Annotated in this window: 36 protein-coding genes and 1 pseudogene; 29 read left to right on the plus strand and 8 right to left on the minus strand. The window is 49.9% G+C overall.

Annotated features, from left to right (window positions below; all coding sequences use genetic code 11):
• The first annotated feature begins 7 nt into the window (after positions 1-7).
• From ACYOR7_RS04915 to ACYOR7_RS04945, 7 genes are all read left to right on the plus strand, one after another.
• Positions 8-1,396 carry an aminotransferase class I/II-fold pyridoxal phosphate-dependent enzyme gene (locus ACYOR7_RS04915; protein ID WP_479913281.1) on the plus strand — a complete coding sequence of 463 codons (1,389 nt, stop codon included), beginning with the start codon at positions 8-10 and terminating at the stop codon, positions 1,394-1,396.
• Complete coding sequence (locus tag ACYOR7_RS04920) at positions 1,396-2,247, plus strand: prephenate dehydrogenase/arogenate dehydrogenase family protein (RefSeq protein ID WP_479913282.1); 852 nt, start codon at positions 1,396-1,398, stop codon at positions 2,245-2,247. The genes ACYOR7_RS04915 and ACYOR7_RS04920 overlap by 1 nt, the downstream gene beginning before the upstream one ends.
• 41 nt (positions 2,248-2,288) lie before the next feature.
• A complete protein-coding gene (locus ACYOR7_RS04925; RefSeq protein WP_294804377.1) occupies positions 2,289-2,531 on the plus strand; it encodes a hypothetical protein in 243 nt (80 codons plus the stop codon).
• 61 nt (positions 2,532-2,592) lie between these two features.
• Entirely contained in the window at positions 2,593-3,177 is a 585-nt protein-coding gene (locus tag ACYOR7_RS04930) for a hypothetical protein (RefSeq protein WP_479913283.1), read from the plus strand.
• Positions 3,178-3,216: 39 nt separating this feature from the next.
• Positions 3,217-3,381 carry a hypothetical protein gene (locus ACYOR7_RS04935; RefSeq protein ID WP_294804380.1) on the plus strand — a complete coding sequence of 55 codons (165 nt, stop codon included), beginning with the start codon at positions 3,217-3,219 and terminating at the stop codon, positions 3,379-3,381.
• A 58-nt stretch (positions 3,382-3,439) separates the two neighbouring features.
• The gene (locus tag ACYOR7_RS04940; protein ID WP_479913284.1) at positions 3,440-3,919 is read left to right on the plus strand and encodes a hypothetical protein; all 480 of its coding nucleotides are present in this window, start codon (positions 3,440-3,442) and stop codon (positions 3,917-3,919) included.
• A gap of 35 nt (positions 3,920-3,954) precedes the next feature.
• Entirely contained in the window at positions 3,955-4,374 is a 420-nt protein-coding gene (locus ACYOR7_RS04945; RefSeq protein ID WP_479913285.1) for an SRPBCC family protein, read from the plus strand.
• Here the strand turns inward: ACYOR7_RS04945 and ACYOR7_RS04950 are convergent.
• Positions 4,371-4,907: a hypothetical protein gene (locus ACYOR7_RS04950; protein WP_294804386.1), complete on the minus strand. Its 537-nt coding sequence runs from the start codon at positions 4,905-4,907 to the stop codon at positions 4,371-4,373. The genes ACYOR7_RS04945 and ACYOR7_RS04950 overlap by 4 nt on opposite strands.
• Positions 4,908-4,980: 73 nt before the next feature.
• On the opposite strand from ACYOR7_RS04950, the pseudogene ACYOR7_RS04955 reads away from it, so the two are divergent.
• Positions 4,981-5,178, plus strand: a pseudogene (locus tag ACYOR7_RS04955) (J domain-containing protein); the annotation flags it as partial.
• 218 nt (positions 5,179-5,396) lie between these two features.
• Here ACYOR7_RS04955 and ACYOR7_RS04960 read toward each other — a convergent pair.
• Positions 5,397-5,612 carry a hypothetical protein gene (locus ACYOR7_RS04960; RefSeq protein ID WP_294804390.1) on the minus strand — a complete coding sequence of 72 codons (216 nt, stop codon included), beginning with the start codon at positions 5,610-5,612 and terminating at the stop codon, positions 5,397-5,399.
• 67 nt (positions 5,613-5,679) lie between these two features.
• Here ACYOR7_RS04960 and ACYOR7_RS04965 point away from each other — a divergent pair, with 67 nt between their 5' ends.
• The 13 genes from ACYOR7_RS04965 (at position 5,680) to ACYOR7_RS05025 (ending at position 16,166) form a co-directional block, all read left to right on the plus strand.
• Positions 5,680-6,906 carry a tyrosine-type recombinase/integrase gene (locus tag ACYOR7_RS04965; RefSeq protein WP_479913286.1) on the plus strand — a complete coding sequence of 409 codons (1,227 nt, stop codon included), beginning with the start codon at positions 5,680-5,682 and terminating at the stop codon, positions 6,904-6,906.
• 947 nt (positions 6,907-7,853) lie between these two features.
• Positions 7,854-8,639 carry a hypothetical protein gene (locus tag ACYOR7_RS04970; RefSeq protein WP_479913287.1) on the plus strand — a complete coding sequence of 262 codons (786 nt, stop codon included), beginning with the start codon at positions 7,854-7,856 and terminating at the stop codon, positions 8,637-8,639.
• Complete coding sequence (locus tag ACYOR7_RS04975) at positions 8,636-9,688, plus strand: hypothetical protein (protein WP_479913288.1); 1,053 nt, start codon at positions 8,636-8,638, stop codon at positions 9,686-9,688. The genes ACYOR7_RS04970 and ACYOR7_RS04975 overlap by 4 nt, the downstream gene beginning before the upstream one ends.
• A gap of 489 nt (positions 9,689-10,177) precedes the next feature.
• The gene (locus tag ACYOR7_RS04980) at positions 10,178-10,330 is read left to right on the plus strand and encodes a hypothetical protein (protein ID WP_479913289.1); all 153 of its coding nucleotides are present in this window, start codon (positions 10,178-10,180) and stop codon (positions 10,328-10,330) included.
• Positions 10,331-10,720 carry a hypothetical protein gene (locus ACYOR7_RS04985; protein WP_479913290.1) on the plus strand — a complete coding sequence of 130 codons (390 nt, stop codon included), beginning with the start codon at positions 10,331-10,333 and terminating at the stop codon, positions 10,718-10,720.
• 74 nt (positions 10,721-10,794) lie between these two features.
• Positions 10,795-11,229: a hypothetical protein gene (locus ACYOR7_RS04990; RefSeq protein WP_479913291.1), complete on the plus strand. Its 435-nt coding sequence runs from the start codon at positions 10,795-10,797 to the stop codon at positions 11,227-11,229.
• A 345-nt stretch (positions 11,230-11,574) separates the two neighbouring features.
• The gene (locus ACYOR7_RS04995) at positions 11,575-11,877 is read left to right on the plus strand and encodes a hypothetical protein (protein WP_479913292.1); all 303 of its coding nucleotides are present in this window, start codon (positions 11,575-11,577) and stop codon (positions 11,875-11,877) included.
• Positions 11,877-12,512, plus strand: a complete 636-nt coding sequence (locus tag ACYOR7_RS05000; protein WP_479913293.1) for a hypothetical protein — start codon at positions 11,877-11,879, stop codon at positions 12,510-12,512. Before ACYOR7_RS04995 ends, ACYOR7_RS05000 begins: the two co-directional genes overlap by 1 nt.
• Positions 12,509-12,640 carry a hypothetical protein gene (locus ACYOR7_RS05005; RefSeq protein ID WP_479913294.1) on the plus strand — a complete coding sequence of 44 codons (132 nt, stop codon included), beginning with the start codon at positions 12,509-12,511 and terminating at the stop codon, positions 12,638-12,640. Before ACYOR7_RS05000 ends, ACYOR7_RS05005 begins: the two co-directional genes overlap by 4 nt.
• Entirely contained in the window at positions 12,637-13,287 is a 651-nt protein-coding gene (locus ACYOR7_RS05010) for a hypothetical protein (protein ID WP_479913295.1), read from the plus strand. Before ACYOR7_RS05005 ends, ACYOR7_RS05010 begins: the two co-directional genes overlap by 4 nt.
• A 292-nt stretch (positions 13,288-13,579) precedes the next feature.
• Positions 13,580-14,686 carry a hypothetical protein gene (locus ACYOR7_RS05015; RefSeq protein ID WP_479913296.1) on the plus strand — a complete coding sequence of 369 codons (1,107 nt, stop codon included), beginning with the start codon at positions 13,580-13,582 and terminating at the stop codon, positions 14,684-14,686.
• Between the two features lie 322 nt (positions 14,687-15,008).
• Positions 15,009-15,368: a hypothetical protein gene (locus ACYOR7_RS05020; protein WP_479913297.1), complete on the plus strand. Its 360-nt coding sequence runs from the start codon at positions 15,009-15,011 to the stop codon at positions 15,366-15,368.
• Between the two features lie 495 nt (positions 15,369-15,863).
• Positions 15,864-16,166, plus strand: coding sequence for a DUF2080 family transposase-associated protein (locus ACYOR7_RS05025; RefSeq protein ID WP_479913298.1), 303 nt, complete (start codon positions 15,864-15,866; stop codon positions 16,164-16,166).
• Positions 16,167-16,354: 188 nt separating this feature from the next.
• On the opposite strand, the gene ACYOR7_RS05030 is transcribed toward ACYOR7_RS05025, so the two are convergent.
• Complete coding sequence (locus ACYOR7_RS05030) at positions 16,355-16,534, minus strand: hypothetical protein (RefSeq protein ID WP_479913299.1); 180 nt, start codon at positions 16,532-16,534, stop codon at positions 16,355-16,357.
• Positions 16,535-16,821: 287 nt separating this feature from the next.
• Between ACYOR7_RS05030 and ACYOR7_RS05035 the strand changes: the two genes are divergently transcribed.
• The 4 genes from ACYOR7_RS05035 (at position 16,822) to ACYOR7_RS05050 (ending at position 18,365) form a co-directional block, all read left to right on the plus strand.
• Entirely contained in the window at positions 16,822-17,022 is a 201-nt protein-coding gene (locus tag ACYOR7_RS05035) for a hypothetical protein (RefSeq protein WP_479913300.1), read from the plus strand.
• Complete coding sequence (locus tag ACYOR7_RS05040; RefSeq protein ID WP_479913301.1) at positions 17,019-17,321, plus strand: hypothetical protein; 303 nt, start codon at positions 17,019-17,021, stop codon at positions 17,319-17,321. The genes ACYOR7_RS05035 and ACYOR7_RS05040 overlap by 4 nt, the downstream gene beginning before the upstream one ends.
• 164 nt (positions 17,322-17,485) lie before the next feature.
• Entirely contained in the window at positions 17,486-17,731 is a 246-nt protein-coding gene (locus ACYOR7_RS05045; RefSeq protein ID WP_479913302.1) for a hypothetical protein, read from the plus strand.
• A gap of 469 nt (positions 17,732-18,200) precedes the next feature.
• The gene (locus tag ACYOR7_RS05050) at positions 18,201-18,365 is read left to right on the plus strand and encodes a hypothetical protein (RefSeq protein ID WP_479913303.1); all 165 of its coding nucleotides are present in this window, start codon (positions 18,201-18,203) and stop codon (positions 18,363-18,365) included.
• Positions 18,366-18,836: 471 nt separating this feature from the next.
• On the opposite strand, the gene ACYOR7_RS05055 is transcribed toward ACYOR7_RS05050, so the two are convergent.
• Positions 18,837-19,340, minus strand: coding sequence for an ester cyclase (locus ACYOR7_RS05055; RefSeq protein ID WP_479913304.1), 504 nt, complete (start codon positions 19,338-19,340; stop codon positions 18,837-18,839).
• 298 nt (positions 19,341-19,638) lie between these two features.
• Positions 19,639-19,971, minus strand: coding sequence for a hypothetical protein (locus ACYOR7_RS05060; RefSeq protein WP_294804394.1), 333 nt, complete (start codon positions 19,969-19,971; stop codon positions 19,639-19,641).
• A gap of 140 nt (positions 19,972-20,111) precedes the next feature.
• Between ACYOR7_RS05060 and ACYOR7_RS05065 the strand changes: the two genes are divergently transcribed.
• Entirely contained in the window at positions 20,112-20,408 is a 297-nt protein-coding gene (locus tag ACYOR7_RS05065) for a V-type ATP synthase subunit F (protein ID WP_075053915.1), read from the plus strand.
• Here the strand turns inward: ACYOR7_RS05065 and ACYOR7_RS05070 are convergent.
• A complete protein-coding gene (locus ACYOR7_RS05070) occupies positions 20,405-21,004 on the minus strand; it encodes a class II aldolase/adducin family protein (protein WP_479913305.1) in 600 nt (199 codons plus the stop codon). The two genes, ACYOR7_RS05065 and ACYOR7_RS05070, sit on opposite strands and share 4 nt — an antisense overlap.
• A gap of 81 nt (positions 21,005-21,085) precedes the next feature.
• Here ACYOR7_RS05070 and ACYOR7_RS05075 point away from each other — a divergent pair, with 81 nt between their 5' ends.
• On the plus strand, positions 21,086-22,381 hold the full coding sequence (locus tag ACYOR7_RS05075) for a PQQ-dependent sugar dehydrogenase (protein ID WP_479913306.1): 1,296 nt from the start codon (positions 21,086-21,088) through the stop codon (positions 22,379-22,381).
• A 94-nt stretch (positions 22,382-22,475) separates the two neighbouring features.
• Here the strand turns inward: ACYOR7_RS05075 and ACYOR7_RS05080 are convergent, their stop codons facing one another.
• Positions 22,476-22,859, minus strand: coding sequence for a hypothetical protein (locus tag ACYOR7_RS05080; protein WP_294804399.1), 384 nt, complete (start codon positions 22,857-22,859; stop codon positions 22,476-22,478).
• 74 nt (positions 22,860-22,933) lie between these two features.
• On the opposite strand from ACYOR7_RS05080, the gene ACYOR7_RS05085 reads away from it, so the two are divergent.
• Positions 22,934-23,536, plus strand: coding sequence for a CDP-alcohol phosphatidyltransferase family protein (locus ACYOR7_RS05085; protein ID WP_294804401.1), 603 nt, complete (start codon positions 22,934-22,936; stop codon positions 23,534-23,536).
• A 17-nt stretch (positions 23,537-23,553) separates the two neighbouring features.
• Here ACYOR7_RS05085 and ACYOR7_RS05090 read toward each other — a convergent pair whose 3' ends face one another.
• Entirely contained in the window at positions 23,554-23,841 is a 288-nt protein-coding gene (locus ACYOR7_RS05090) for a 30S ribosomal protein S26e (protein ID WP_294804403.1), read from the minus strand.
• Between the two features lie 214 nt (positions 23,842-24,055).
• Between ACYOR7_RS05090 and ACYOR7_RS05095 the strand changes: the two genes are divergently transcribed.
• Positions 24,056-24,970 carry a PfkB family carbohydrate kinase gene (locus tag ACYOR7_RS05095; protein WP_479913307.1) on the plus strand — a complete coding sequence of 305 codons (915 nt, stop codon included), beginning with the start codon at positions 24,056-24,058 and terminating at the stop codon, positions 24,968-24,970.
• Positions 24,971-25,007 lie beyond the last annotated feature (37 nt).

Consider the following 25,007-nt stretch of genomic DNA (forward strand, 5'->3'; position numbering starts at 1 on the left):
TGGCACATTGGCATCCGGGGAAAAAGAGCTGGAAGAGCTGCGTGGGCAGATCCGCGCCGTGACTTCGGACATCATAAAGAGGGTGCAGGAGAGGATGGCCCTTGCAGAGCAGGTCGGCGATATTAAAGGCAGGCTTGGAATAGACATCAAGGACGAAAAGGTCGAGCAGGAGATCCGCCTCATGGTCATAAAGCAGGCGGAGGAAACGGGCATGAGCATGGAATTTGCGCTGCGCCTGCTCAACGTGTTGCTCACAGAATCCGAGGCTGTTCAGGCACAAAAGCGGCCGCAAAATAACAAGGCGCCGAGGCAGACTCATCTTGGCATATTCCAGAAGGCCAAGCAGCTAGAGGCATCCGGCAAGCGCATAATCCACCTTGAAGTGGGCGAGCCCGACTACCCTGCTCCCGCACAGGCAGGAAGCGCGCTTGCCGACTCTTTCAAGCAAAGGAAATACCACTATACTGACACCCGGGGGATACCGCAGCTGCGAGAGGCGATAGCGAAAAAGAGCAATGTGGGCGAAGAAAGGGTGATAGTCACACCGGGAGGGCGCTTTGCCGTCTTTGCGGCAATCGCGTCGCTTGTGAGACCCGGCGAGGAGATAATAACGATAGAGCCTGCGTGGCCCGCGTACAGGGAATGCGCCGACTTTATCGGAGCAAGGACAAAGGTACTGAAAACCACGCTTGAAAGCGGATGGACCCCGGACCTGAAGGAACTGGAATCGCTGATAACGAGCGGGACGAAGATGATCGCGCTAAACTACCCGAACAACCCGACGGGCAAGGTCCTTGACAAAAAGACGATGGACAGAATAGTCGCCTTGGCAAGGGATCATAACCTATACCTGCTGAGCGACGAGGTGTATTCTGACTACTCCTTCAAGCCGTTTGAAAGCGTGCATTCTTACAGCTACGAAAAGAGCATCATCGTGTCGTCGTTCTCAAAGACGTACGCGATGACCGGATTCAGGGTCGGCTATGCAGTCGCAAGCGCCGACTCTATAAAAAAGATGGCAAAGGTGCAGGCAGTAGGCGTGACAAGCGTCGCCGAGCCGGTGCAGTACGCCGCCCTTGCGGCCCTTGGAGCCGACCCGTCAGAAAACGTGGATCTCATGAAAAGGCGGCTGCGCTTTCTGTCCGGCAAGATGAAGGAGATGTCTCTCCGGTTTGTCGAGCCTGACGGCGCCATGTACGTATATCCCGAGCTTCCAGACAAAAACGAGGACATGCAGCTGGTCGAAAGGCTGCTTGAAAGGGGCGTGGCCATTGCCCCGGGAAGCGGCTTTGGCGACTCGTACAGGCGCTTTGTCAGGATTTCTGCGTGCAGGAACGAAGAAGAGATGGCAGAGGGGCTTGCCATAATGGCCGGCGAGCTGGGAAAGGCGCAGTAATGATGCAAGTAGCAATCATTGGCGCCGCAGGCAAGATGGGCGCATGGTTCTGCGGCTACTTTGCAAGGCAGAAAAGCGAGGTCAGAGCATTTGACGTCAAGCCGTTTCAGATTAAAGGCGTCAGAAATGCCGCAAGCATCGCCGACTGCGTGAAAAACGCGGACCTTGTAATGGTGTGCGTCCCGGTAAAACACACGCCTGCTGTAATAAAGTGGTGCGCCCCGGAGATGAAGCAGGCCGCCTTGCTTTTCGAGATATCGTCCGTCAAGGCCAGAACGCTTCCTGCGCTGAAAAAGACAAGAAAAGACATCGTCGCGCTGTGTGTCCACCCGATGTTCGGTCCGGGCGCAAGCGAGAAAAAGCAGCTAAAGATGCTTGCAGTCCCGGTGCGCGACAGGGCAAAGGAACTCGACGCGATAAACAGCGTTTTTGCAGGCATGGCAGTCAAGGTGCTGTCCGACGCCCGCACGCACGACAGGGCGATAGCTGCCGTGCTTGGCCTGACGTACTTTGCCAACGTGGCCTTTGCCGGCGTCCTTGCGCGCGAGGACCTGGCGACCCTGAATAAAGTCGGGGGGACCACCTTTACAATCCAGGCCATGCTTGCCCAGAGCGTCATGACCGACGAGCCGGAGCTCATAGCGGCGCTGATACGCGACAACCCGCAGGCATCGAGGTACATGCGCCAGTACCTAAAGGAGGCAGGCGCACTTGCGTCAGCCGGCGGCCCGGCACTTGAGGCAAAGCTGAAAAAGACAAAAAAGATACTGCAAAAGCAGGCAGACCTCGACGCAGCGTACAGACGCATGTACGGAATAATAGGACTCTTGGACAGGCCGTCGACGGAATAAAATTTACCACGCATATATACACGTCCTTACCTCAAGAATTTGTGACTCTTTTGTGGCGGGATTCGTGGCTCAAGCCACTCACCGACGGGGATGTCGGCACGGAAAACTGCGCCCTTTGCAAAAAAGAGTTTAGGGAAATAGAGTTTGTGACTGCGTGCGACTTTTGCGACATTGGCATAATGCACGACTCTTGCGCAAACAAGCACATACTGCAAAGGCACAGAAAGGACCTTGAGGCCAAGATCTCATCCCACAGGGACAAGCCGCTGCACGACTACCAGTAGCAAAATGTCAACAAATTTTGCGCTGCCGTCTTTTTAGAGATAGAATGCAAAGGTAGACGGATTGAAGCTCTTTTCATTCAACGCCAGCTCTTTTGCGCTTGATCCAAGCGTCGAGAGCCTGCTAAAGTCAAAGGGTGCAATAACGCTTGATTTCGGCACATCTGCGTACATCAACTCTGACGCTATGCCGGCGATACTGTCCGAGCTTGCGTCAGCGGCATCTCTGCAGTCGTCAAACAACAACGCTAACGAGGCGCTTGTAGCGCAGCTCAAAGTGGAACTTGCAAGGTTCGGGGCTGAGCGCCAAAAGCTGATGGATGAAAGCACGCGCCTTGCGTCGCAGTTGCGCACGCACACAAACGAGGTCGGCGCGCTCAAGGCGCAGGTTTCTGCGTCGGCAAAAACCATCGAGGCGCTAAAGGCGGAAAACATAAAGCTGCAGACCGCGCCAAAAAGCGCGCCCAGCGACGCGGCAAAACAGGCTTTGGAAAAACTGCGCCAAGAGTTCCAGGCGCTAAAGGCCCAGAACGCAGAAGCGATAACCTCGCTGAAGGTGCTCGAAGACGAAAACGATGAGCTGCGCGAAGAGGTCGAGATGCTCCGCAGTCAGGTGAAAAACGCACCGCCGGCTCCAAAGGCCGGATGATTTTAAAACTTATATAACCAAACAGGCGTGATTTTCTTAATGGTCGAAAAGATGACAGCCGTATGGCTGATTATACTGACTATTATCGTCTGCGCGGCAGTCCCCGGAGTGCTCATATACACAACTACAGTCCCGCACCCCAAGATGCTAGCAGGGCTTCCCCTGGTCGAAAGCATGAACCACGTGCTGGCGCTGAGCCAGTAATCAAACATTTTTCAAGCCCTGCAAAGATTTTTAACTTTTTGACACGCGCCTGTCCCTGATGGGTTTTGTTGGCGGTCAGGAGCCGGGAAAAAAGAGGCGTCTTGTGTGGTCGATGGCACTCCTTGCCGGAGTCGTCATTGTAGCCGGCTTTGGGACAAAGGCAGTCACAGACTATTTGCATGCCAAAGACCCGATATACCAGTGCATCAAAGACCCGCTTGCAGAGCCGTACCAGCTGACCGTGCACGTGTCGGCGACCGAGGACGGCGCGCCTGCGCTCATTCCAAAGGGCGTGGGCATGACCAAAAATTGCACGCTTCCGGTGCACACGCTGCAGGAAAACACCATCCACGTCGCCTACAAAGAGCCGTACGCGTTCACGCTGGGCCACCTTATATACAACTGGATAGGCCAGAACCTGACAAAGTTCGATACCAAGGTCTACGTCAACGGCGTCCAGCACACGAATGGCAGCTTTTTGGACATACCGCTCAGAGACGGGGACTCGATAAGGATCGAGTTTACCACGAGAAAGTAAATAACCTCCTCTTACGATGCAATTTCTGCTCAGGCTTGAAAGAGATCCATACAGAGATAGAGATTGCCGCAAGCACCCGGCGCGTGTGGGAGGTGCTTTCCGATTTTACAAGATACGAGGAGTGGAACCCGTTCATAAGGAAGGTCGGTGGCGAGCCGAAGGAAGGTGCAAAACTTGAAATCCGCCTGACGACGCCTGCAGGGAAACAGCGCACATACGAGCCCAAGGTGACCAAGTTTGAGCCAGAAAAGGAGCTGCGCTGGTTTGGCAAGGTCCCGGGGTTTCTGTCCGGCGAGCACATATTTGCCATTGAAAGCGTCGGCAATGGAAGGGTAAAGTTCGTCCACCGCGAGGTCTTTGGCGGCCTGCTGTCATCGTTTTTCAAGGACATGGATGACGTCCGGGCTGGCTTTGAAGAGATGAACCGGGCGCTTAAAGCGCGCTGCGAAAGCTAGAACCGCACAAAATACGACGCTATCGACACAGCGACTACGATGATGTTGGTGGCAAAGTGCAGCGCGTATGCGTGGTCAAGGCCACGCTTTTTGTACAGGTACTTGTAGAAAAAGCCAAGGGGCAACAGGGCGAGTGCGACATGCACCGCGACTCCCATTGCCACGTGCAAAAACGCCCAGACGACGGTGAGAAGCGCGGTCTTGCGAAAGTACATCTCTTCAAAATAGTTGACGTGGATAAGCATGTATATCAGCATCGGGACGAACGGGAGCACGCCCCATAGCCCCTGGTCGGCCGACGGCCCAAGGGCAATGTTGTAGCCCAGCCATGACCAGTTCAGGACGGGTATGTTGGATAAAAAGCCCGCTGCAAACACGACATACGCCATCAATATGCCTACTGTAAGGGGAAGGTAGACTAGCGACCGGAGGCCGTTTTTGAGGTTTTTCAGCCTCGGCTTGGTCTCCTTGACCAGAAGGAGCGTGGGGACGACCGTGGCCACGTAAAAGATGATGAGAAACGTGCTGTCCAAGCGCCGCAGTATTACGCGGCCCGGGAATATATGCCGTTGCAAGTTTATTTACGAGATCTTGGCAAAGTACCGGGTGCCAAACTACTACGAGGTGCTTGGCCTCAGGCCCGGGGCGTCGCAGGACGAGATAAAAAAATCATTCAGGAGTTTGGCCCTGAAATACCACCCCGACAAGAACAAGGGTTCCGAGGAGTCCAAGCAAAAGTTCATGAAGATAGTCGAGGCGTACGAGGTCCTGTCGGACGAGCAGTCGCGCAGGAAATACGACGAAAACTCGTTCTCGGTCCCAAGCCGCGCTGAATGGATGCCCTCGGCAGACTTTGCCAAAGTCTACAGCTATGAGGAACTAAAGCGCGAGTATCGGCAGAACAGCAGCGTGCAGGGCGGCATGTGGGACATTAGCGACAAGGCGAGCATGGGCATGTGGAAGGCGACCATTATCCTGTTTGCAGGGCTTGCCGCACTCGTGATTTACATACTGATACTGCGCTAGTGCCTGTTGCGCCGGCGCTTGTGCTCTTCTTGCCGCATCTTGTTCTTGTCAAACACGGCGTACTTGAAGGCAAAAAAGGCGCCGATTACCAGACCCGGTATGGAGTAGATGAGAAATTCCGAGCTATAAAAGATAGAAAGCCCAAATGCAAGGCCGCCGGAAACAAAGCACGCAATCATGAACAACAGGAGCTGAACTTTAGTCGCCGCCAAGCCACTTTTTGCATTGATGGCGACAGTATAAGTCGTTTTCTATTTTAGATAATGTGATTATAAATAAATGAGCACTAATAACATAGGTATGCAGGAACTAACCCCTCTAAGCCTCTTCTTGGAGAGTCTGAAAAGCAAGCATACCAAGCGGACGTATACCTACCACCTGCAGAAATTCCTGAAAGCCACCAGCTTGGACATGGGCAAGCTTTTAGCAATGGATACCAAGTCGATAGAGACGGTCCTCATCCAGTACATAGTCTCCATGAAAGAGCGTGATACTTCATACCTTACCCGCCAGCTGTCCCTTGCAGCGATAACAAGCTTTCTCTCGGCGAATGAAGTCGAAATTAACAAAAAGAGAGTTACCAAGTTCTTGGGGGAGCACAAGAAGACGGTGGATGACAGACCTTACACCAGGGAGGAAATTGCCAAGATTCTGACCAAGTGCGACGAGCGAAAGAGGGTTATCATTCTGGTACTGTCATCAACGGGGATGCGCGTCGGAGCCCTTGCAGAAGTGAGGATAAAGAACATGAAGCGCATCGACAACCTGTACCAATTCACGCTCTACCCCGGTAGCAAGAAGGACCAGCATATCACATTCTGTACGCCGGAATGTGCTGCCGCCATTGACAGCTATCTGGAATATCGGAGGCAGTATGGCGAAAAGATAACGGAAAACTCGCCACTGATACGTGACCAGTTCGACAAGGCAGACCCCTTCCATGCGGCAAAAGGAACGCCTCTCCTGGCTCAGGGGCTAGGTGTGATTACTCATGGTCTACTAGTGGATGCTGGACTGCGCACGCGCTCGACTGAGGGCCAGAAATACAAGCGCCAAGAAGTCATGGCAAATCACGGTTTTAGGAAATACTTTGCGACTACCCTAACGAAGGCAACCAAAAACGCATTCATGGTCGAGACCCTCCTAGGCCATGATACAGGACTGGTCGGCACTTACAACAAGCCTACAGACGAGGATAAACTCGCATTTTATCTGACGGGGGTTAATGACCTGACAATAAACGAGGAGAATCGCCTGAAGCATCAGAATGTCATTCTAAAGGGGCAGGTTGACGATATCTCTGCACTAAAAGAAAGGGTTGTCAGGCAGGAAAAAAATACACACAAAATCATACACGAGTTGGGCGACCTTCTGGTAAAGACGATATTGAAAAACGAAAATGAAGAAGGTGGTACCGACCCTGCCTATATTGAGACAATGTCAAAGCTGGTAAAATTTACACGCAAACTGCAGGACGAGAACTATACCAAGGAGCCAGAGAGCTAACTTGCAGTAAATCCATCTCTGAGGAATTAGGCTACCTTAATTTTGTCAATTGATAATTAAAGGATAGTCGCTGCACAAAAATAAAGGAAAGGTCTACTTCCTGACGGGTGCCGTGTGCAACCAGCCGCGGATTTTTGACCCCATCACGACGTAAATCATTCCGCCACACAATGCAGCAACGGCCACATAGATTACAGGCAAGATATCCATTTGTTGTCAATAGTACTGTACATCTCGCGCTCTTAAGGGAGACTTAACAAAGTATTTGCAACTTCGAGACATCATCTAAAATGCAATATGGGTGATAGATAGAAATGTCGATGGGTTAGGTCGATGCCGTCGCGAAACCTAAGTCCCAGATAGCTTCAGTTTCCACATGTTTTTGAGGCACGTAGTTACTGCTTTTTCGACCGTAACCCGATTACTCTACGCATTTCGAGTATTTACACATGCTTTGTCATGCTGGCAGAGATATTCAAGATTGGCGGCGGTAGCAGTGCAGGCGGCAAGGCCAAGGCCAAAGTGGCGGGCCATGGATAATTGCTTGAGGGGTTGGAGTAAATACACCTCAATTCAGTGTATATAAAGAGGCATAAGAAATATAAAGAAGGGTGCATATTTACTTATTAGTAACTGTTCCGTGTAGCTTGGGCTTTAACCCCTTTACGAAGGTGAAAGAGGCGGAAATTGTTAAATACGCTTCATTCTCGTTATTCTTTAAATGTATATGTATATCTACCTGCCTGACGATGTTCATAGGGCAGTTGAGAATAAGCGCGGTGCTATACCAAGGAGCAGGTACTTTAGAAATGCTCTTTTGGCATATATGCAGAACAACGAAAAAGTAGAAAACAAAGCATCAGTGAGGGGCCATGATTGGACACCAGAACCCCACACCGAGGCTCAGCACCATCAGGAGTTGGTTCCCAATGGCAGATACTAGATCTATGGACATACAGAACAATCTACTTAATAAATTTGACTTGAAAGAAAAGTCAGCCGATTTCCTCGCAATAAGGGATGAAGTTCTGAGGGAATTCGCAGACATTGAGAAGGCTCTGATAAGACGCAAAGACTTAGTTCTGAAGCTCGGTAGGGCAATCGAAACTTATGGAAAAGAAGTCAAAAAACAAGATATCTGTAGAGCCATCAAGTTCTACCTAAAGGAAGCGATAGAGAAGGAACTCATCTCCAGTCGCCTGATAGATATGTATTGCCCAGACGAATGGAAGAATGATACCAAACCAAAAAAGAAAGAAAAGATTTCTTTCTCCCCTGAAGTACAAACAATCGCTATTGCTACAGATGGTACACAAGAACCGGTAACGGCGACAGCCAACATTCCACAGCAAACCGAGGGTGAGAATCTCTCGCAACCGGTAGATGAGGAGAAAGAAAAACGAATAGCCCTTCTTGCAAATCAGCTAGCAGAAAAGGCAGCGGAGATATCCCGCCAGAATGCAGACATCGAAGCACTAAAGCAGGAAAAGAAAGCACTTGAAGAACAGATATCTCAAGTTAGCATAAAGCCGGCATCAGAACTAGCAGAGAATCCACAAGAGCTGAAAAAGCGTATCCAGGACCAGGCCAAACTACTCTTGCCATTTTCAGTTCATGTGGAGATGGAAGCTCAGGGGCGATTCGTACCTCTCATAGTGAGAGTCGAACCTGTCAACAGGCGGGTTGCGGTAACCATAGACGAAGCCGCTGTGAGGAGGATGTCTGAAGCTTGAACCAGAAAAGTGTCCAACTTGACCGTCCAAAAAGTGTCCAAGGTACAGATTCTATACAGTGTAAAGCCAGGTACATCAAGAGCGAAGAAGTCTGTGCATTAGCGGAGAAAATCTGGGACGAAAAGAAGAAAGGGATAACCTGCATAGATATCCAATTTCAATTCAAAGTAAAACGAGGACACGCTCAGAGAACACTAAAGCAACACAACAAGAAGGTACTGTTTACCCTAAGCAAGCCAACAAGTCCACAGACATATTATCCAGAATCGAGACATGCAGATGTCATAGAGTACTTCAAGTCGAAAAGTGTACCAGTTAACCCATCAGGGGTAGGGGTACAAAAATCATCACCTAACAACAACCCCCAGCGGGAGCGTCTAGCTAGGGAAGAGCAGGAGGCTAAGGCTGACAACTTGGTGCAGGCGTTGGTGATGATGTCCAATACCCCTATGTTCATCCATAAGGTGTTCTTGGAATTGTGGGTCCCCTCGTTTCTCTATGAAGAGGTTGATGCTATCCCTAGGTCAGGTAACGCACAGAAGGTGTATAGCATCCCTATCGGTCCTGCCATGGTAACGTATACCCTCTCCCGCAAAGGCAGGCTGGAGATCTCCATTGAATGCTCAGAACATCCCTTTCCCATGGCTTCGGAGGCGGATGAGCAGGCCTTCTTTGTATACATAGGCAAGGTGCAGTCGAACCTCCAGCAATGGCTATCAGACCCTCGTGAGCGATACATACCCTCGGTCATGACTTGGGACCTGAAACGCTGGGACATCAACTGGGACCCCGCCATCACCGACAAGGCACAGGTTACGCTTCCCGACATCCAGCTGTCCTATGCGGGCAGGGTGTTCAGGGCCTACGTCAAGAACTTGGCAGGTAAGGCTGTTTATCGAGGAGAAGAAGCAGTCGAAGAAAAACCAAATACTCCACTGGTTGAAGCCATCACAAATCTGAGAAATCCAAACAGACAACTCGAAGCAAAGGTGGAGCATCTAACTACTCTTGTGGAGAGACTACTTTCGACCAAGGGAGCTATGGCATGAACGATCTCCTAACGCCTCTATTCCTCCTTTCCTCCGGCTTGATGGTCCTAGCTCTGAAAATACGAAAAACGGAGGCTTCAGAATAGTATGGGATTTGGCCGCGAAATTCGTAATGAGGGTGACGGTCTAATCTACTGTTGTGAGAAACACCAAAGGATACCACCCGACCAAAAATCGCTATTCCACAACGAAACCATCGACTTAGGTACAGGGGCGGTTAAGCTCCTAACCCCAAAGCAAAGATGGCAGCGTGAGGAAACGAAGCGCAAATCATACACTTGTCAGGTATGCAGGCTAACCTGGAAAAGAAATGGCTCATGGATGCAAGCAAAAGCTCACGAAAAGACTTCCGCAGAGTTGGGTAACGCACATTCCATTACACAGAATGGTAAACGAAAAACTTGGCTGGCAGAAGCGTAGCCCTCCTTTCCTTTTTTCATTCCGTTTTCGTCCCTTCTTTATTAATTAAAATTATTACTGCGTATTATTATGAAAGCGAATGTCACGATTAGCCTGCCCGTGCAGGTTGCAGAACGGATTGAAATAGCGAGGGGTAGCCAGTCAAGGTCATCTTTCATCACCGGCATCTTGGAGGGCACTCTCAACAAGCAGGTACCGCAGATAGCTGGAGGTCGCTCCTAGTTGCCGATTAAAATCGTCCGTGACGGGATTGTAGTCGATTCCGGCTATCCTACAACGGAAACGGCTGACGGAACTGACGGTAGGCAGTACTTTACGGACGCCGCGAGAACCTACAATCCTGACGGCAGCGTAGACGTGACAACGGGCAGACGCTTTAACAAGGATATTGCTTTGCCTGCGTCCGGAAATATTCTGAATGTCAGAAAAGTCGGAGAGGTAGTAGAAAATCCGGACAGCTTCAGCCTTACCATGCAAGCCCGAGCTAAATACGATGCAGCGAATTCGGCAAAGGCAGCCTCGGATGCAGCGGCATATGCTTCAGCGACTAACTTGCAGCCCACTGTCAGTATAACTGGCGCAAAAATGTGGCAGGTCCGTCCGACGCAGTAACCTAAGGGATAGAGAGAGGAGATTATTTCTTCGTGATACCCGCGGCTGAATTAACAGAATACTGCAAACACAGGATGGACCAGCTAGAACAATTCAGAGAGGTTTTGGAGTTCTTTGATGCCGAACACCGTCTGATTGGTTATCTCGGAAGTTTGTCTGCAATCTGCAGAGAAGTCGAAGGTAAAAACGACGAAATAACCCAAGAACAAAACATTCGTTACCTTACCCCCGGGCTCTTTCTGGAAGACATTTACTCAATCCTGAAAGGCCAAAAACCCGTTCTGCCAGACGACATACTGGCTATACCGGCTTACAAAGCAGAAGTCGAAAGGAAAGAAGAGGAACGGAAAAGACAGATAGAAGATGCGCGCCGGGAAGAGGAAAATCGCCTTCTCTTTGAGAGATGGGGACGAGAGGAAAGAGAGCGCAAGGAACGTGAGCGGGCAGAAATCTGTGCTAAATTAGGAATCAAGCCGGAAGCACTGGTGAAATTGCAAGAGGTAGAATGATAATGAACGACAACAGAAGGCCCGAATGGTACAAACCGTGTAAGTACTGCTCCCAAAAAATCGGCTTTAGGAGAGACACCCGCAGCGCAGGCGGTTTTTTGATACCGTTAGACGAATCCGGTCAGAGACATGCTTGTGCAAATTCCGACTATCAACGCAGAATTAACGCCACAGAGGGTAAAGAAGCAGAATTACCGGCGATATCAGCCAATGAAATAGGGATGTACTTTGACGACGAAACGAGAGTCCTAAGGGCAATCGAATTCATCCATGCTACGAATAACCAGCTAACAGGCGACTTTATCCTAACACTGGAGCGCAGACCACGAGAGGGGAGACGCTAGAATGAAGTGTAAAAACTGCAACCAGCCATTTCAGCGGAGGCGCGAAAGGACTGATAAACTCATTCTCTGCAATCCCTGTTTCGATGGATTTGTTGCAGGGATAAACCAAATCGAGAAGGCGCTTAGGCGTCTCCAAATGGACGAGCATGAGCTCAATGAATGCCAGGTATGCCACATGACCCTAGAACCTGAGGACATCATGGCAGGCAAACAGCAGTGCCGCGACTGCCAGCAAATCAGCCTGGATGTTCAGAATCTTCTATCTCTCCAGTACGGACAAGAAGAAGGAAAGGTCGGAAATTAATGGCAGAAATTATCGAGCTTTCACCTGAAGTCCATAGTCAGGATTCCGGACTGATAGAACCCAGTATTACTCCAGAATTCATTGATGAAAACCGGAGGTTGAAGTTAGGCAATGTTAGGCAAAAACACGCCCCCTATACCAAAGCACAAAGACGCAAAAGAAGGAATGAAGTTTTTCGCCTCCATTTTCTAATGGGTGAGCCAGCCATCCGAATTGCCGAAGCAATGCACGTGGACAGGAATACTGTGAACGCAGATATCCGCTTTCTATATGAGAAAATGGCTGAAGACATCGAGGGTGACGAGTGGAACGGCTATTTCACCAAGTCAATAGTCAGGCTCGAAACGCAGAGAACTCGGCTATTGTCGTACCTATCCGAAACCAAAGAGCTGGAATCAAAACTCGCAATAGAACGCCAACTCGCAGACATGGATATCCGGCTCGCAGGGATGGTCCAGAAATTCCAAGAGAGTACATTCGCTTTTTGGGATAAGGTTGTGGATAAAATTAATGAAATAGCAGAATCAGAAGGTTGGGACGTCAGGTACACAAATCTCTACGAGCGCCAGAAGATATCGGTAAAGAAGCGTAAGCTGCTAGACCAACTCTTGGAAGAGGGGGAGGCCAAGCAATGACAAAGTGCGACCGTTTCATTACAGGCATAATTTTCCCCTGCAAGTACTGTGGCGAATACCATGATAACCCCTTATTCGCCAAGCCAGACAACCCGCTGCCAAAGCTGAAGAGGCCAAAGAGGGCTTGAACGTCGTCAGCACAGAACTATCTCTCGATATCCTACAGGAAAGTTACGACAAGTCTGTCAGGCTTAATTCAGACTACCGCCGGGAAATCGACAGACTCCATGGCAGCCTACAGCGACAAAAAGTAGAATCAGCCGATATCCTGACAGGGAACGTTTACCGCAAACTCATGGCGCTAGAGCATGAACGCCGGAAGAACTTTGCGGGGTATTACGAGCAGAGAAATATTCGGATTTACCCGGTTGAGGCGATTCATGTCGGAAAGGACATCGGGGGAACCGACTTTACCGAAACCGAACTAAGAAGGCTGGCAAAATCTCTTTCTTTTGTACCATTAAACATCAACCATATCCACGACAGCCGCTTAGAACATCTTCCCCATAGAAGGGCCCTTCCATATCCAAGCAACCAGTCTCTTCTGATGCGCTATGATTCCATCTTGGAAGGCATTACTGGTTTCATCCAAATCGAAGATGCATTAGCGATTGAATGGATAAGGAATTCCAAGATTACCGGGCTAAGTATCGAATACCATAGCCTTGGAGGAAGGGATGGCTTAGGAATAGTCGGGACGGGTCTGGCGTTGGTGACATCAGACGTCAAGGCAGCGGACAGCCGCGCCCGCATTTACGGAGGTTTAGTGCTATGAAGTTTGATAGAGAAAAGCAGCTGTCGTCCAGTCATGTCGAGCCTAAACCCGACATGAGCTCCGCAATATGCGCGCTTAAGCACGATGACTGCGTTAGGACGTTTGCTGCATCTCTACATTCCCCTTCTGGAAATATACACATACCGTTCAATTGTGTACATTCAGGTGGAATCTTCCCTGAAGAACGTATTCTGGTTATGGCAAGTAATATCATAACAACTAACGATTACGAACTATCCACTGCAGTCTTTTCATGCTGCATCAACTGCGGTACGAAGGGAGGTAAAAGACGGTGAGCGCCAGAAACTACACCGTCACTGTCAAGCTGAAGGACGATGGAACACTCGCTAAACTTCAGGCGTTGGGAGGACTAGGCGGAGGCGGTAAGCGACCTAACATTAGTGGGCTTTCCGGAGTTAACATAAGCGGTAACAATAGCGTATTCCAAAAAATAGAGGCGCTTCAAGCCAACCAAGTCCTAAAGCTCGCAGGGATTGGACTAGGAGTTGGCAGCATGGTCACACTCCTTACAAAATCATCTGGTCAACTTCAGGGGATATTCAAGCTCTGGGAAACTGGCATGACTCTCATCTTCCGCCCTATAGGTGACTTTATCGCGTTGGCATTGAGGCCCGTAACCGTATTGCTGCTTACGCAGTTCATCACGCCATTCTTCCGAAGCGTCTATCCCTTCTTCAGGGACTACGGGATAAAGATGGGTAGCTTTTTCGCAGACCCCAGTACGGCACTTGCAACTCTGGCTGAAGGAATAGGCGGCGCCGTCGCATTAGCAATAGCGTCAAGCCGAATAGGTATACCACAGACCCCATCAGTACCTACACCAACACCGCAGCAGGCTCAATGCATCGAGTTGTGCGGAAGAACAGTGTCGATGCTGCCAACCCCAATCGCGACGGGGGTCAAGGATGGGATTGCGCAGAGTAGCATAATTCCCAGCATTGTTGGCGTCATAAGCGCGGTGGGAGTATCTAATGCCGCACTCATCGACATGAAAACAGACCTCAGAACACTGAAAGATACGGTAAATAACAATACCAAAGTCCCAGACACGACAACAGGCAAGAACCTCTTGGTAAGTCTCTCTGAAAGTCTCTCACTCTCTGACAGCCTCGGTACGGATGTGTTTTCGGGAATAAAGACTGACTGGGGCGAAGCGGCGGCAGCATCAGCAGGCGCTGCGGCAGGTGCGGCTTTGGCTGCGAAGTATATGGAACAGGCTGCGACTACAATCGGTGGAGCAGTGGCAAGACTCCAAGCATTGGCATCGTCTATTCCTAACCAGTATGCATGGGGATTCTCACAGTTTGGCGCTCCCGGAGTCAATACGGCAGCGGCGAGGACGCAGGCTATGCTTATGGCTGATGCGAGGTCTGTCTAGTGTTGCTGCACTCCCCAATTGGTGCTATTGCACATCGGGCACGTGTGTTTTTTTAACACGTAGTAGATGATGCCGGGGATGATTCCGAACAGGAGGAGAACGAAAAGGGCTCCTGTACTGAAATGTCGTTTTGGCTCTACAAGCTGCTTGCAGTTGAGACAGTAACGCATAGAAAAGGACTAGAATCTACTTCTATATAAGTAGATACAAAGCCGCCGATTCAAGCGTAGACTGCCAGCCATGTTTGATGGCTATTTTTCTTACCTAATTAACTCCCGGAATAAACCTTAAAGATGGCTGTCCATTCTTTATACTGAGTTAGGTGCAAGAAACAACAAGAAGGTTCACTCTTACTCCGAGAGATTATTTGACCATAAATATAGGCATGATGGCGGGTTTGCTTGTCATGCTTAGTATCGCTCCCATGGGCGTGGTCAAGGAACCTTCGATGCTTCCGCGCCTAACAATAGTAGTAGGGGTTGATTTCCTCGCCTTCGGAGTATCGACTTTCCTTCTTATCTCAGCTGGGATGAAGGGTGAATTATCTCAAAAGGATTTGAAAATCGCGAGCTGGTCTACTCTGATAGGAGTAATTACCGCCATGGGCCTGATTCTTGTGTTGACTGTTATTGCATACATCTATGATTTGTTTTCGCAGTTTACCATTACAACACTTCGTTAAATCTGACGTTCAGGGATAGCAAGCTAATGGTCAGCTCTACAATAGGAAAACTTGATGACCCCGCCGGGTGTGATAAATCCCAGCTAGAGAGGAAATGCCGCGGCGGAGCCATGTGTCATTATTGCGTATCTTTGCATACCTGACATTTCTTAAAACAATAGAGTGTACATAGCAAACAGATGCAAGTCCCAATGAGCCTGTCGTAATACATAGCTATAAGACAGACGTCGAGCTTCTCATGTAGTGCTAAAACCATCCTTAACAAGAGCCGTTACGCTCGGAACAAGCGGAGCAGCGACTTACTGCTACACATGTTCTGAAAAAGCCACAATGGAAGCGCTGTTTCAGTTAGACGAATGTATGGTAGTCCAGAGATACTGCGACAAATGTCTGCCCAAGGCCGAGTACGAAATTCCCTCTCGTTAGACGAATCTAAACACATCAAGGCAGAGAATCCCCCTAAAGCTTAACAACATCAGAACCTATTCTCACTTATTGAGCACTGATGCAGATCAGATGAAAGAGATTGAAGTCTTTCGCGGCGAGATGAGGGAGTTTACAAGTACGGTCAATTCCTTTGTGGACCATTACAATAATCACTTGCTCAAAGTAGTCTTAGATAACCATTCTGACTGTGTCGGCTGCCAAAAATTAATCGAGCTAGGAAAGGTAATCGAAGATGAAGGAAAGGCTACCAAGGGAATAAGCCGTACGGTCAACTCGTTCGGCAATGAAGCCTATGTGCTAGTACCAAAATCCTGGCTAGGAAAGAAAGTCAAAGTATCATTAATCGAGTAGCCTTACAGCATCGTTGCTCGCTAGTTATCGGTTAGAAGACAAGAAACGAGAACTATCCAAATAAGCCAAACCCTCTTCTTCTGTTACTTCATCAAAACATCTGCGGCAAAAATCTTGGTCATCGATAAGACGCTGCTCAAAGGACAAAGTCTCCGCCTTAATGGGATTAAGGCACTGAATGCAATCTTTCATAATTCTTCCAGCCTCTCCAGAACCTCATTAACAAGAAGAAGGTCATCAGTAAGAGTCTTGCGCTTTTTCAGAATGTTATGCTTTAGTTGCCTTTTGTAGACGGGGCTATAGTCGCCTAGGTCATCCCTCTTAACTGCCTCTAGGAACTTGCGCTCAGCCTTTGAAAGCACTACCATCTACCTATTTTCTACCTCTACTTATTGTTATGGAATATCCTAACTTCCATACTTAAACGTTATGGAAAAGCATAACATTAATAAGAATGTGTTATGATATTTCATAACAGAAATGATGTCTTCTGTCAAACTCGAAACGGTGAAGGCCCTGCTCCGGCAGGTCATCCGACAAAACAAACTGTGCTGCTGTGCCGGCGACTTTATGTGTGGGAATTGCAAAATTCTTGAAAATTTGCTAGTTCCTAGAGACTATGCATGTCAAAACTGTGTAGGGGTGATTGCATAGTATGAGCGAGCAACAGCAACCAACCTTCCAATACAGTGTCAAGATAGACACCACGGCGAAGGGGGCCGCAGTAGTCACGGTACACTGCTTTGGAAGCGACTTGGAAAAGGTCAGAAAGGAAGCTGTACAACAGTACGAGCAAACAGTCAAGGAATTGAGAGAGAAGAATATTGTTACTGCATCGGAGGGCAAGGCCGTATGACTAAAGTAATAATCCCAATAGACGAAAAGACAGAGGACGCAATTAACGCCATACGGACGCAGGGACGCGAGCCCATAGTCTTCACAAACTACTACTCTGGGAAGGGCCGCGTACTGGAGATATTAGACGACGAGCAATCAAAGACCAAGACAAAGCAGTGCATAGTCTGCGGCGTGTTTGGTGAACCCAAAAAGATGGTCGATTGGAGGCGCAAACCGGACGAACTCAAATTTCGAGCCCACCCGGAATGCAGGGCACTTGACGAAAGGAGGGGTATGTTCAGAAAGGAGGAAGCCTAGATGGCAGCCAAGCCAGCAATTCGAGATGCCCCCTTTCGGGTCACTACCATGATAGGTCCACAAGCAGAGGCTATCCTGCAAGCACTCAGGGAGCATGGCTGTTACGAATGGAAAGACAAAAGTCAGGACGGTCAGGCAATCGTGGAGTTCTGGGTGGAAGATTAATGGCTAGCAAACAAAAGAAGGTAATCGAGTATGGAGCTAATCGTACGCTCCATATCCGCCTCCCTGATAGGTACTGGGATATCCTCTTCGCAATGACACAGATGTCTGGCCGGAGCCCTGAAGACCACTGCAGGGAAGCAATCGAGTGTGATATCAAGACATCCCTGGATGACCCTGATTACTTTGGCAAGCTGATTTGTCAGGGATGGAGGGAGACGTTAGAAGACGAGAAGCAAGGAAGCTGAGCATTATCTCCACTAAATTAAATCAAGTTGTCGTTATATATTCGACAAATGACTGATTGATAATGTCGAAGCCTTTTCAGACGAGACCAGCACAGCTTGGTAAACTGAAGGTAGCCACACGTTGCGGAGTGTGTTCAGAACTAGCGACAACAGATGCATTTTTTCAGGTTGGTAGTTGCGTAGTAATCCAGAAATATTGTGACAGGTGTTTGCCAGAAGCAGACTATGAGGTTCCTTTGTGACGCTCTCCACTCCTCAAAAGGAGATACTCGTTTATTTCATCTTGCAGCGTAAAAGATGGGACTTCGAGCAAGACGAAGTCCTGTTCATCCGTCCCTACTGTCCTGCTTCGGCCAATAAAGGCGGTAGGGCGGTATCGATAGCAGGAATGGCTGCAATAACTAGCTGAACTTAACTTAATTGCGTCAAGCGTATATACGATGTAGGCGGCACATGATCAGCGAATGAAATGTACTCCAAAGACGACACTTCTGAGCAGATGCATCTGCTTGAAGACCTTGAGTCTTTAGGCCTTTTCACCATAAGATTAAACGAGTTTAATGATAACGCCGAGCTTCGGAATCTTTCCAATATCATTAAGGAAGCATTTCTGGAGGAATATGCAAGAGCATGATAACAAACCTATTGATACTGCCAGGTATAGGCTCTTCTCAGTGATGGAAAATTGGCAGAATATTGTCTGTGCTACCTGTGGAAACAAATGCAAGGAGCGCTGTATTAGCTTGTCAGATGCAAGGGTCGCAGAGAGGAAAATCAACTTTTGTTCCGAGGTTTGCAAGGACACCTTTACCAGTAGTAAACAATGAAGCTCATCTGCATCTCATGTCCCGCCACGCAGGAAGCCGAAGGGGACAGGGCCATTCTTCTTTTCTTTTGTGTGTCCATGTCTTCTCCAATCAGTCAGTCATGATAGGGGATGATGTGTCGGAAAAGTAGAATGCCAGTTCTATTCTCTCCCATTCAATTTCTTATTATGTGTATAAAGTTTGATAAAGTCGTTTTCTATTTTTTAGAGACGCATATGTTCCATCGGAAGGAAAGCGATTGTATCTGTGTCAAAGAACCGACAGCAAGGGTCAGCTGCTTACCTGCTCTTGTTTGTCATCATCATCCCTTTCCAAGCGTTAAAGATGGGCTCGTACTGCTGCGACGCGGCGCCCACTACTCCAAGCTGCATCATGAATTTCAAGTCGTCGCGGATTGCCTTGTGCTCGATTATCTTGCCGTCAGCAATTCGCACTATATGCGCCGCCTGGTACGAAAAGTTGCGGCCTGTCGGAGGGATGCCAAAAAAGTCGCCGGTGTGCCTGCCTGTTACCGTCACTATCGACACTACCTTGTCGCCGGAAGCTATGCTCTCTTGCTCTTCATAATGGAGGTCACTAAATGCCGCCCTCAACTTTTGGACAGTGTCGGCAAACTCTGCAGGTCCGCGAAGCTTTGCCCGCTCTGGGCTGGCCTGCGACTCGTGGTTAAAGTAATCAGGATGCATGAATTCAGAAGCCTTGGTTGCGTTTCCCGTATTCAGGGCTTCCATCGAACGCCGGGCAAATTTGATGTTTCTTTCCACCTGCTGTTGCGTTGACATTTTTGTATCTGTTTCTGCGTTATTTCATTTAAGACGTTTGGAAGAATTGTCTGTCAGGATATGTGGTATTTCTTTTCCATTCTTCTTACCTTGTATATGGTGACAAGGCTTGCTGCCAGGGAAAAAAGCAATGCTATTACCATGACGTCCTGTCTGTTCATGCCGCCATCAATTGTAGTATCGCAGCCGTGAAATATCAGACATTTGGAAGATTGTTCTTTAAGAAGAATGGCAACAAGCGTTTGACCGCCGACGTATGCACTTGCAGAATTGTAAAAAAGAAAAAGATTGCCCCGCGTTAAAGCGGGATTGCTATGAACTGGCTGTCCTTTCCACTTCCGATTTTCTGGATGTCCAGCAGGTTCTTGCCGGCCTTCAAGAGGGCCATGATGGCGTCAGCCTTTTTGACTCCCATCGAAAGCACTTTTTCCGCCTGCGGCTCTTTCGGGTCAATCACCGTGAAGTGGATTGACTTGCCGCCCGTCTTTTTGCCTTCAAATTCGCTGTCCGCGATTTCTATCCTGTTCACGTTGAACTGCAGCGTCCGTCTTTCGCCAGGGGCCAGTTTGAGGAATTTGCCACTTGATTTCTTGGCCTCTTCAAATGCTTGAAATATGTTTTGGTTTGACATTGTCAGTAATGAGATTTTCAAAGATAAAGCTATTGTAGCACTCCGGGGAGAGGGAGGGGGTCCGCTGATATTGTTTTCCAGCATGGCGGTTCCGTCTCAAAAAGAATAAAAAGGGAGGCAAGTCAAGCGCACAACAAGATATGCGAATAATTGCCATTGGAAGCCGTGTTTTCGTCACCAGCTTCCAGCTCGCCGGCGTCAAGGGCGTCAAGGTCGAGTCGTCGGCAGAGGCGCTTGCAGAGATAAACAAGATGGGCGACACAAGCGACGTCGGGCTCGTGCTCTTGAGCGACGACATTGGAAAAGAGATTCGCACGCAGCTGACGACGCTTCGCGCCAAGAGGCCGATTCCGCTCATCTTCGAGCTTCCATCTCCAGGAAGCAAGAAGGAAAAGGTCGATTATCGCGCCCTTTTGAAGCAGATTCTGGGCGTCTAGAAAAGGACGTCACTGGGCCCGCCAAGCGTCCTTGCGACTGTCAATATCTTTGCCCACTCTTCAAGCGATTCGACGATGGCGCGGGCATGATGTATATTCTTGCCGGCAGCAACTACGCCGTGATTCTTGATGACAACTGCGCTTGCTCCTCTTTCAAATTCGGCCGAAACGGCCTCTGCAAGCTCTACCGACCCTGACGACCTGTTTTCAATAATCGCAGGGTCGCCGACAACTATTTTCGCTTCTTCAATAACGTGCACAAATCCTGCTTTCGATATTGCAACGGCTATGGTGTACGGGCTGTGGGTATGGACCACGGCGTTTACATCATTTCTGGCGTTGTAGATCATCCTATGCATGTTGTGCTCTCTGCTAGGCTTTTTCTTGCCAAAAACCCTGCCCGTAGGCAGGTCCATCTTTACAAGGTCGCTGGCGCGCAAAAGATAGCGCGGAGTCTCTGACGGCGTAATCCACATGCCCCTCTTGCCTGCCCTGAAACTATGGTTGCCCGAGACAGGCGAGGTGAGGCCGAGGGCATAGAGGTCTCTGACGCACTTTGCCAGCTCACTTTTTGTCGTTATTATTGTCGCATCCAACGGTACAGTGCTAATCTTGCAGCTCTTCTTCTATAAGAAGCGTTTTAATGCATAATAGCGAGAAAAGCGATAATTTGTGCAGTGCGCAAGGCAGTATTTGCCATAGCGGGCGCGATAATCGTCGCGGCCGCCATTGCGGCGGCCGCCGGGGCGTGGCAGACGCGCGTAGTTCCTGGAGTCACGGACAGCATCACGTCTTCCGAGGTTATTTCGACTGTGACCGGCGCCGGCAGCAGCGGTGACCCTTTCAATTCAATACCTGACTCGAACCTGCCCAAGCTGCGCGATTCTTCCTTGAAGGTCGAAAAAGTGGTTGAGGGCCTGTCCGAGCCCACAAGCATGGCGTTTGTCGGAGGCACCAACAACCTGCTTGTCACGCAAAAGGGAGGCGATGTCCGGCTAGTCAAGGACGGCGCGCTGCACAGCAAACCGCTCTTGTCGTTCAAGGTAGAGACTGCAAGCGAGCGGGGGCTGGTTGGGGTCGCCTACGCAAAAGACAAGGTGTTTCTGTACATGACAGAACAGAGCGGCTTTGACATCAGAAACCGCGTATACAGCTATGACCTGAAAAATGGGACGCTGTCGGGCAAAAAGATGATACTCGACCTTCCCGGAACTCCGGGGCCAAACCACGACGGCGGCAAGATGATTGTCGGGCCTGACGGATACCTGTACGTAGTAATCGGCGACCTGAACAGAAACGGCGTGCTGCAGAACTACAAGGACGCCGGCGCGCCTGACAACACCTCTGTGATACTAAAGGTGACACCTGACGGCAAGCCGGCTGCAAACGTCCTCTCTGGCGCCTCCGGCCTCGAAGGCTATTACGCGTACGGCGTGAGGAATGGTTTCGGATTGGACTTTGACCCGCGCACCGGCAAACTTTGGGACACGGAAAACGGCCCGGACAAGTACGACGAGATAAACGTGGTAGAGCCGGGCTTTAACAGCGGATGGGAGCGTGTGATGGGTCCGATTTCAAGGTCGCCGCAGGCAAGCGAGGGCGACCTTGCAATGTTTGCAGGAGCTCACTACTCTGATCCTGTATTCAGCTGGCTCCAGTCCATGGGCGTGACTGACATTGAATTTCTGAATTCGACCAAACTTGGCGACAAGTACGCGTATAATGTTTTTACCGGTGACGTCAACAACGGCAACCTGTATTACTTTACGGTAAACGACAAAAGGGACGGCTTGGTTCTTGAAGGCAACCTATCAGACCGCGTGGCAGACAACGACACGGAGGCGTCGGCAGTCACGCTTGGCACAGGCTTTAGTGGCGGGATAACAGACATCGAGACGGGGCCGGACGGCTACCTCTACATCCTGTCGTTCGGCAGCGGAAGCATCTACAGGATAGTGCCTGCTGTCCAATAACAAATAAAGTGCTCAAGAAAGGGGGTGCAGGAGAAGGGGGGACGTGTTTCCAATGGAGCGCCTGCTTGTTTAAAAAAGGCCAATAGTATTAATTCTAAAAGCATTGTTGTTCTTTCAAATATTCCAAAACATTGTCAGTTATCCTGTATTGACTTTCTATCCCGTCGGGAGTACAAAAAACGATAGAGGAAGAGGGAATGCCAAACCCGTAATTGATCCTTAGCATTATCCACTTCCCTTGTTCCTTTTCTGCTTGAAAGCCCACTTGGTGGGTAAAAGCTCCGTCTGGAAAAACATCGACATCATAATGCCCGTATTTTTGATAAAACGCGGCCACTTCCGGTATCTGTTTGAGCTCTTCAACGTGGTTTGCAGGAGAGTCGTCAAAAGGTTTTGCCCGGGCCGACAGCACAAGAATCATTGCTATGCCGATTACAAAGAGTATTGAAAAATAGACTATTATCTTCTTACCTTTCATTTTATAGAGCCTGACGTAGTAGTAGCAATAGTAGTAGTAAACTATTATTCTAGCCCGCAGATATCAGCACACAGTTGCTAAACAAGCTGCGCGACTCGCTCCAGCCTACCATGGAAAAACTTGGATCAGGCTTTGCATCAACGGGGCTTTCGGCCAACTTTTGGACAGCAGTCGGCCTTGCGCTGGCCCTTGCCGCCGGCGCCGCATACGCATCAGCGTCCTTTATCGGGCCATATCTTGCCGCCGTGATCGGAGGTATACTCTTGCTTGTGTCCGGCTTTTTCGACATGATAGATGGCGCCGTTGCGCGTGTGACAAAGCAGGCGTCAAAGAAAGGCGCGTTTTTGGACTCATCGTTTGACAAGATAGCAGAAGTAGTGATTTTCATAGGAATCGCAGCCGGCAGCCTTGCAAACCCTGTGTGGTGCATGGTCGGCCTTGGCATGTCGCTTCTAGTGAGCTACACTCGTGCAAGGGCCGAGTCGCTAGGAGTCGAGCTGAAGGGCATCGGCATTGGCGAGCGTGCAGAGCGTATGCTCATTCTTGCGATAATCGGGTTCATACCGTGGGACGGTGGGGCAAATGACGGCGCTCTGGACTGGGCGGTGATAATCGTGTCAATAGTCGCAGGGATTACGCTCGTGCAGAGGATAGTTGCGACTGCAAGAAAGTTGTGATGGGAGAAAAATGGGGTTTACCAGAGCCTTCCGCCCGTGCGGCGTTCTGCCTCTGATCTAACTTTTACGATTCCCCTGTGGACGGCGCACGATACGCAGTAGAACTTGACGTCCGTCGACATCGGGATGTAGGCGCCACTGGCGCGCAGTTCCTTGGCCAACGCCGGCTCGACAAGCGTTATCCTGCCAGTAACCTTCTTGGCCTTGTCGCGAGGAACAAGAGCGCCACACTGGCTGCAGTGCACAACGCCTGAACTGCCCTTACCGCCCTTGGAACGGCCGCGGCTTGCTCGTTTCTTTGGCATAGGCAGAGTTGCCACCGGCCATACTTTAAATCTTGTGCTTCTTTATGCGCATAAAAAAGGCGCCGGGTCAGGAAAGTTTGCCCGTAAAGCTTATAGCTAGGATGCACGATGTCTACTCAAGGGCAAAGCGTCTCTGCGCCGCCATCCCAAAAGGGTCGCAGGGACGCCTAAAAAAGCCCTTTTATTACACTTTAAAAGAAAAAAAGCAATCGCATTGAAGATAGGCATTGCCTCTCACATCGTCCTTGACACGATAAAGGGCGCGGACGGGGTCGTAGTCGAGAGCATGGGAGGACCGTCGTGCTATTGCGGGATAACCGCAAGGCGCTTTGGCCTTGACGTCGAGCTTGCAACCAAGGTGGGAGGTGATTTTCCAGAAGCGCAGAGGAACTTTCTTCGCGACAACCAAATCACCCTGAAAGAAGACCGACACGTCGCCAAGGACGCGCAGACAACCCGGTTCTGGCTCGAAACGGAAGGCGGCTTGCGCAGGTTGTTTTTACAGTCAAGGTGCGAGCCGGTTTTGGAGCAGCAAATACTGGATACCAAGGTCGACTGCTGGCTTGTCAGTCCCGTAATCGACGAGGTTCCGCAAGGCACGCTTGCCGCGATAAAGAAAAACCGCGGGAAAAAGGACTTTGTGATGCTTGACCCGCAGGGCTACATGCGAAGGGCTGAGCCTGACGGCAGCATCTCTTTTGTAGACAAACTTGACATCGACCTTGCAGGGATAACCGCGCTCAAGGTCGACAGAGAAGAAATGTCCGCGCTGACGGGAGGGATGGAAGGCTTGGAAGGGATGCAGGCGCTGCAGTCAAGGGGAGTCGAGTTTGTTCTGGCGACAGAGCACAGGGTAGTCCACCTTCTACACAAGGATATGCACTACTGGATAACACTGCGCAATGTCGACACGCCAGACTCGACAGGCGCCGGCGACATACTTGCGGCTGGCTTTGCTTGCGGGTACGTGAAGGAAAAGGACCCGCTGTGGGCTGTATGCTTTGGCGCCGGCGCACTTCGCGCCGCGCTTGAAACAAAAGAGCCGGGCCTTGCCAAGGTCCCGCCCATGAACAAGATAGAGTCGAGCGCCTCGTACTTTTACAACACAGTCAGTTTCAAGCGCCTCTAATCTAGCTTTAAATCAGGCGGCGCAGATAGGATTGCGT

The sequence above is a fragment of the Candidatus Nitrososphaera sp. 86-2 genome, from assembly GCF_056726185.1.

Bases quoted from the DNA above. Each gene is read 5' to 3' on its own strand.
- ACYOR7_RS04920 (WP_479913282.1), top strand. From the start codon at position 1,396: ATGATGCAAGTAGCAATCATTGGCGCCGCAGGCAAGATGGGCGCATGG.
- ACYOR7_RS04935 (WP_294804380.1), top strand. From the start codon at position 3,217: ATGGTCGAAAAGATGACAGCCGTATGGCTGATTATACTGACTATTATC.
- ACYOR7_RS04940 (WP_479913284.1), top strand. From the start codon at position 3,440: ATGGGTTTTGTTGGCGGTCAGGAGCCGGGAAAAAAGAGGCGTCTTGTG.
- ACYOR7_RS04965 (WP_479913286.1), top strand. From the start codon at position 5,680: ATGAGCACTAATAACATAGGTATGCAGGAACTAACCCCTCTAAGCCTC.
- ACYOR7_RS04970 (WP_479913287.1), top strand. From the start codon at position 7,854: ATGGACATACAGAACAATCTACTTAATAAATTTGACTTGAAAGAAAAG.
- ACYOR7_RS04980 (WP_479913289.1), top strand. From the start codon at position 10,178: ATGAAAGCGAATGTCACGATTAGCCTGCCCGTGCAGGTTGCAGAACGG.
- ACYOR7_RS04990 (WP_479913291.1), top strand. From the start codon at position 10,795: ATGGACCAGCTAGAACAATTCAGAGAGGTTTTGGAGTTCTTTGATGCC.
- ACYOR7_RS04995 (WP_479913292.1), top strand. From the start codon at position 11,575: ATGAAGTGTAAAAACTGCAACCAGCCATTTCAGCGGAGGCGCGAAAGG.
- ACYOR7_RS05000 (WP_479913293.1), top strand. From the start codon at position 11,877: ATGGCAGAAATTATCGAGCTTTCACCTGAAGTCCATAGTCAGGATTCC.
- ACYOR7_RS05005 (WP_479913294.1), top strand. From the start codon at position 12,509: ATGACAAAGTGCGACCGTTTCATTACAGGCATAATTTTCCCCTGCAAG.
- ACYOR7_RS05030 (WP_479913299.1), bottom strand. From the start codon at position 16,534: ATGGTAGTGCTTTCAAAGGCTGAGCGCAAGTTCCTAGAGGCAGTTAAG.
- ACYOR7_RS05035 (WP_479913300.1), top strand. From the start codon at position 16,822: ATGAGCGAGCAACAGCAACCAACCTTCCAATACAGTGTCAAGATAGAC.
- ACYOR7_RS05040 (WP_479913301.1), top strand. From the start codon at position 17,019: ATGACTAAAGTAATAATCCCAATAGACGAAAAGACAGAGGACGCAATT.
- ACYOR7_RS05045 (WP_479913302.1), top strand. From the start codon at position 17,486: ATGGCTAGCAAACAAAAGAAGGTAATCGAGTATGGAGCTAATCGTACG.
- ACYOR7_RS05050 (WP_479913303.1), top strand. From the start codon at position 18,201: ATGTACTCCAAAGACGACACTTCTGAGCAGATGCATCTGCTTGAAGAC.
- ACYOR7_RS05055 (WP_479913304.1), bottom strand. From the start codon at position 19,340: ATGTCAACGCAACAGCAGGTGGAAAGAAACATCAAATTTGCCCGGCGT.
- ACYOR7_RS05060 (WP_294804394.1), bottom strand. From the start codon at position 19,971: ATGTCAAACCAAAACATATTTCAAGCATTTGAAGAGGCCAAGAAATCA.
- ACYOR7_RS05065 (WP_075053915.1), top strand. From the start codon at position 20,112: ATGCGAATAATTGCCATTGGAAGCCGTGTTTTCGTCACCAGCTTCCAG.
- ACYOR7_RS05080 (WP_294804399.1), bottom strand. From the start codon at position 22,859: ATGAAAGGTAAGAAGATAATAGTCTATTTTTCAATACTCTTTGTAATC.
- ACYOR7_RS05090 (WP_294804403.1), bottom strand. From the start codon at position 23,841: ATGCCAAAGAAACGAGCAAGCCGCGGCCGTTCCAAGGGCGGTAAGGGC.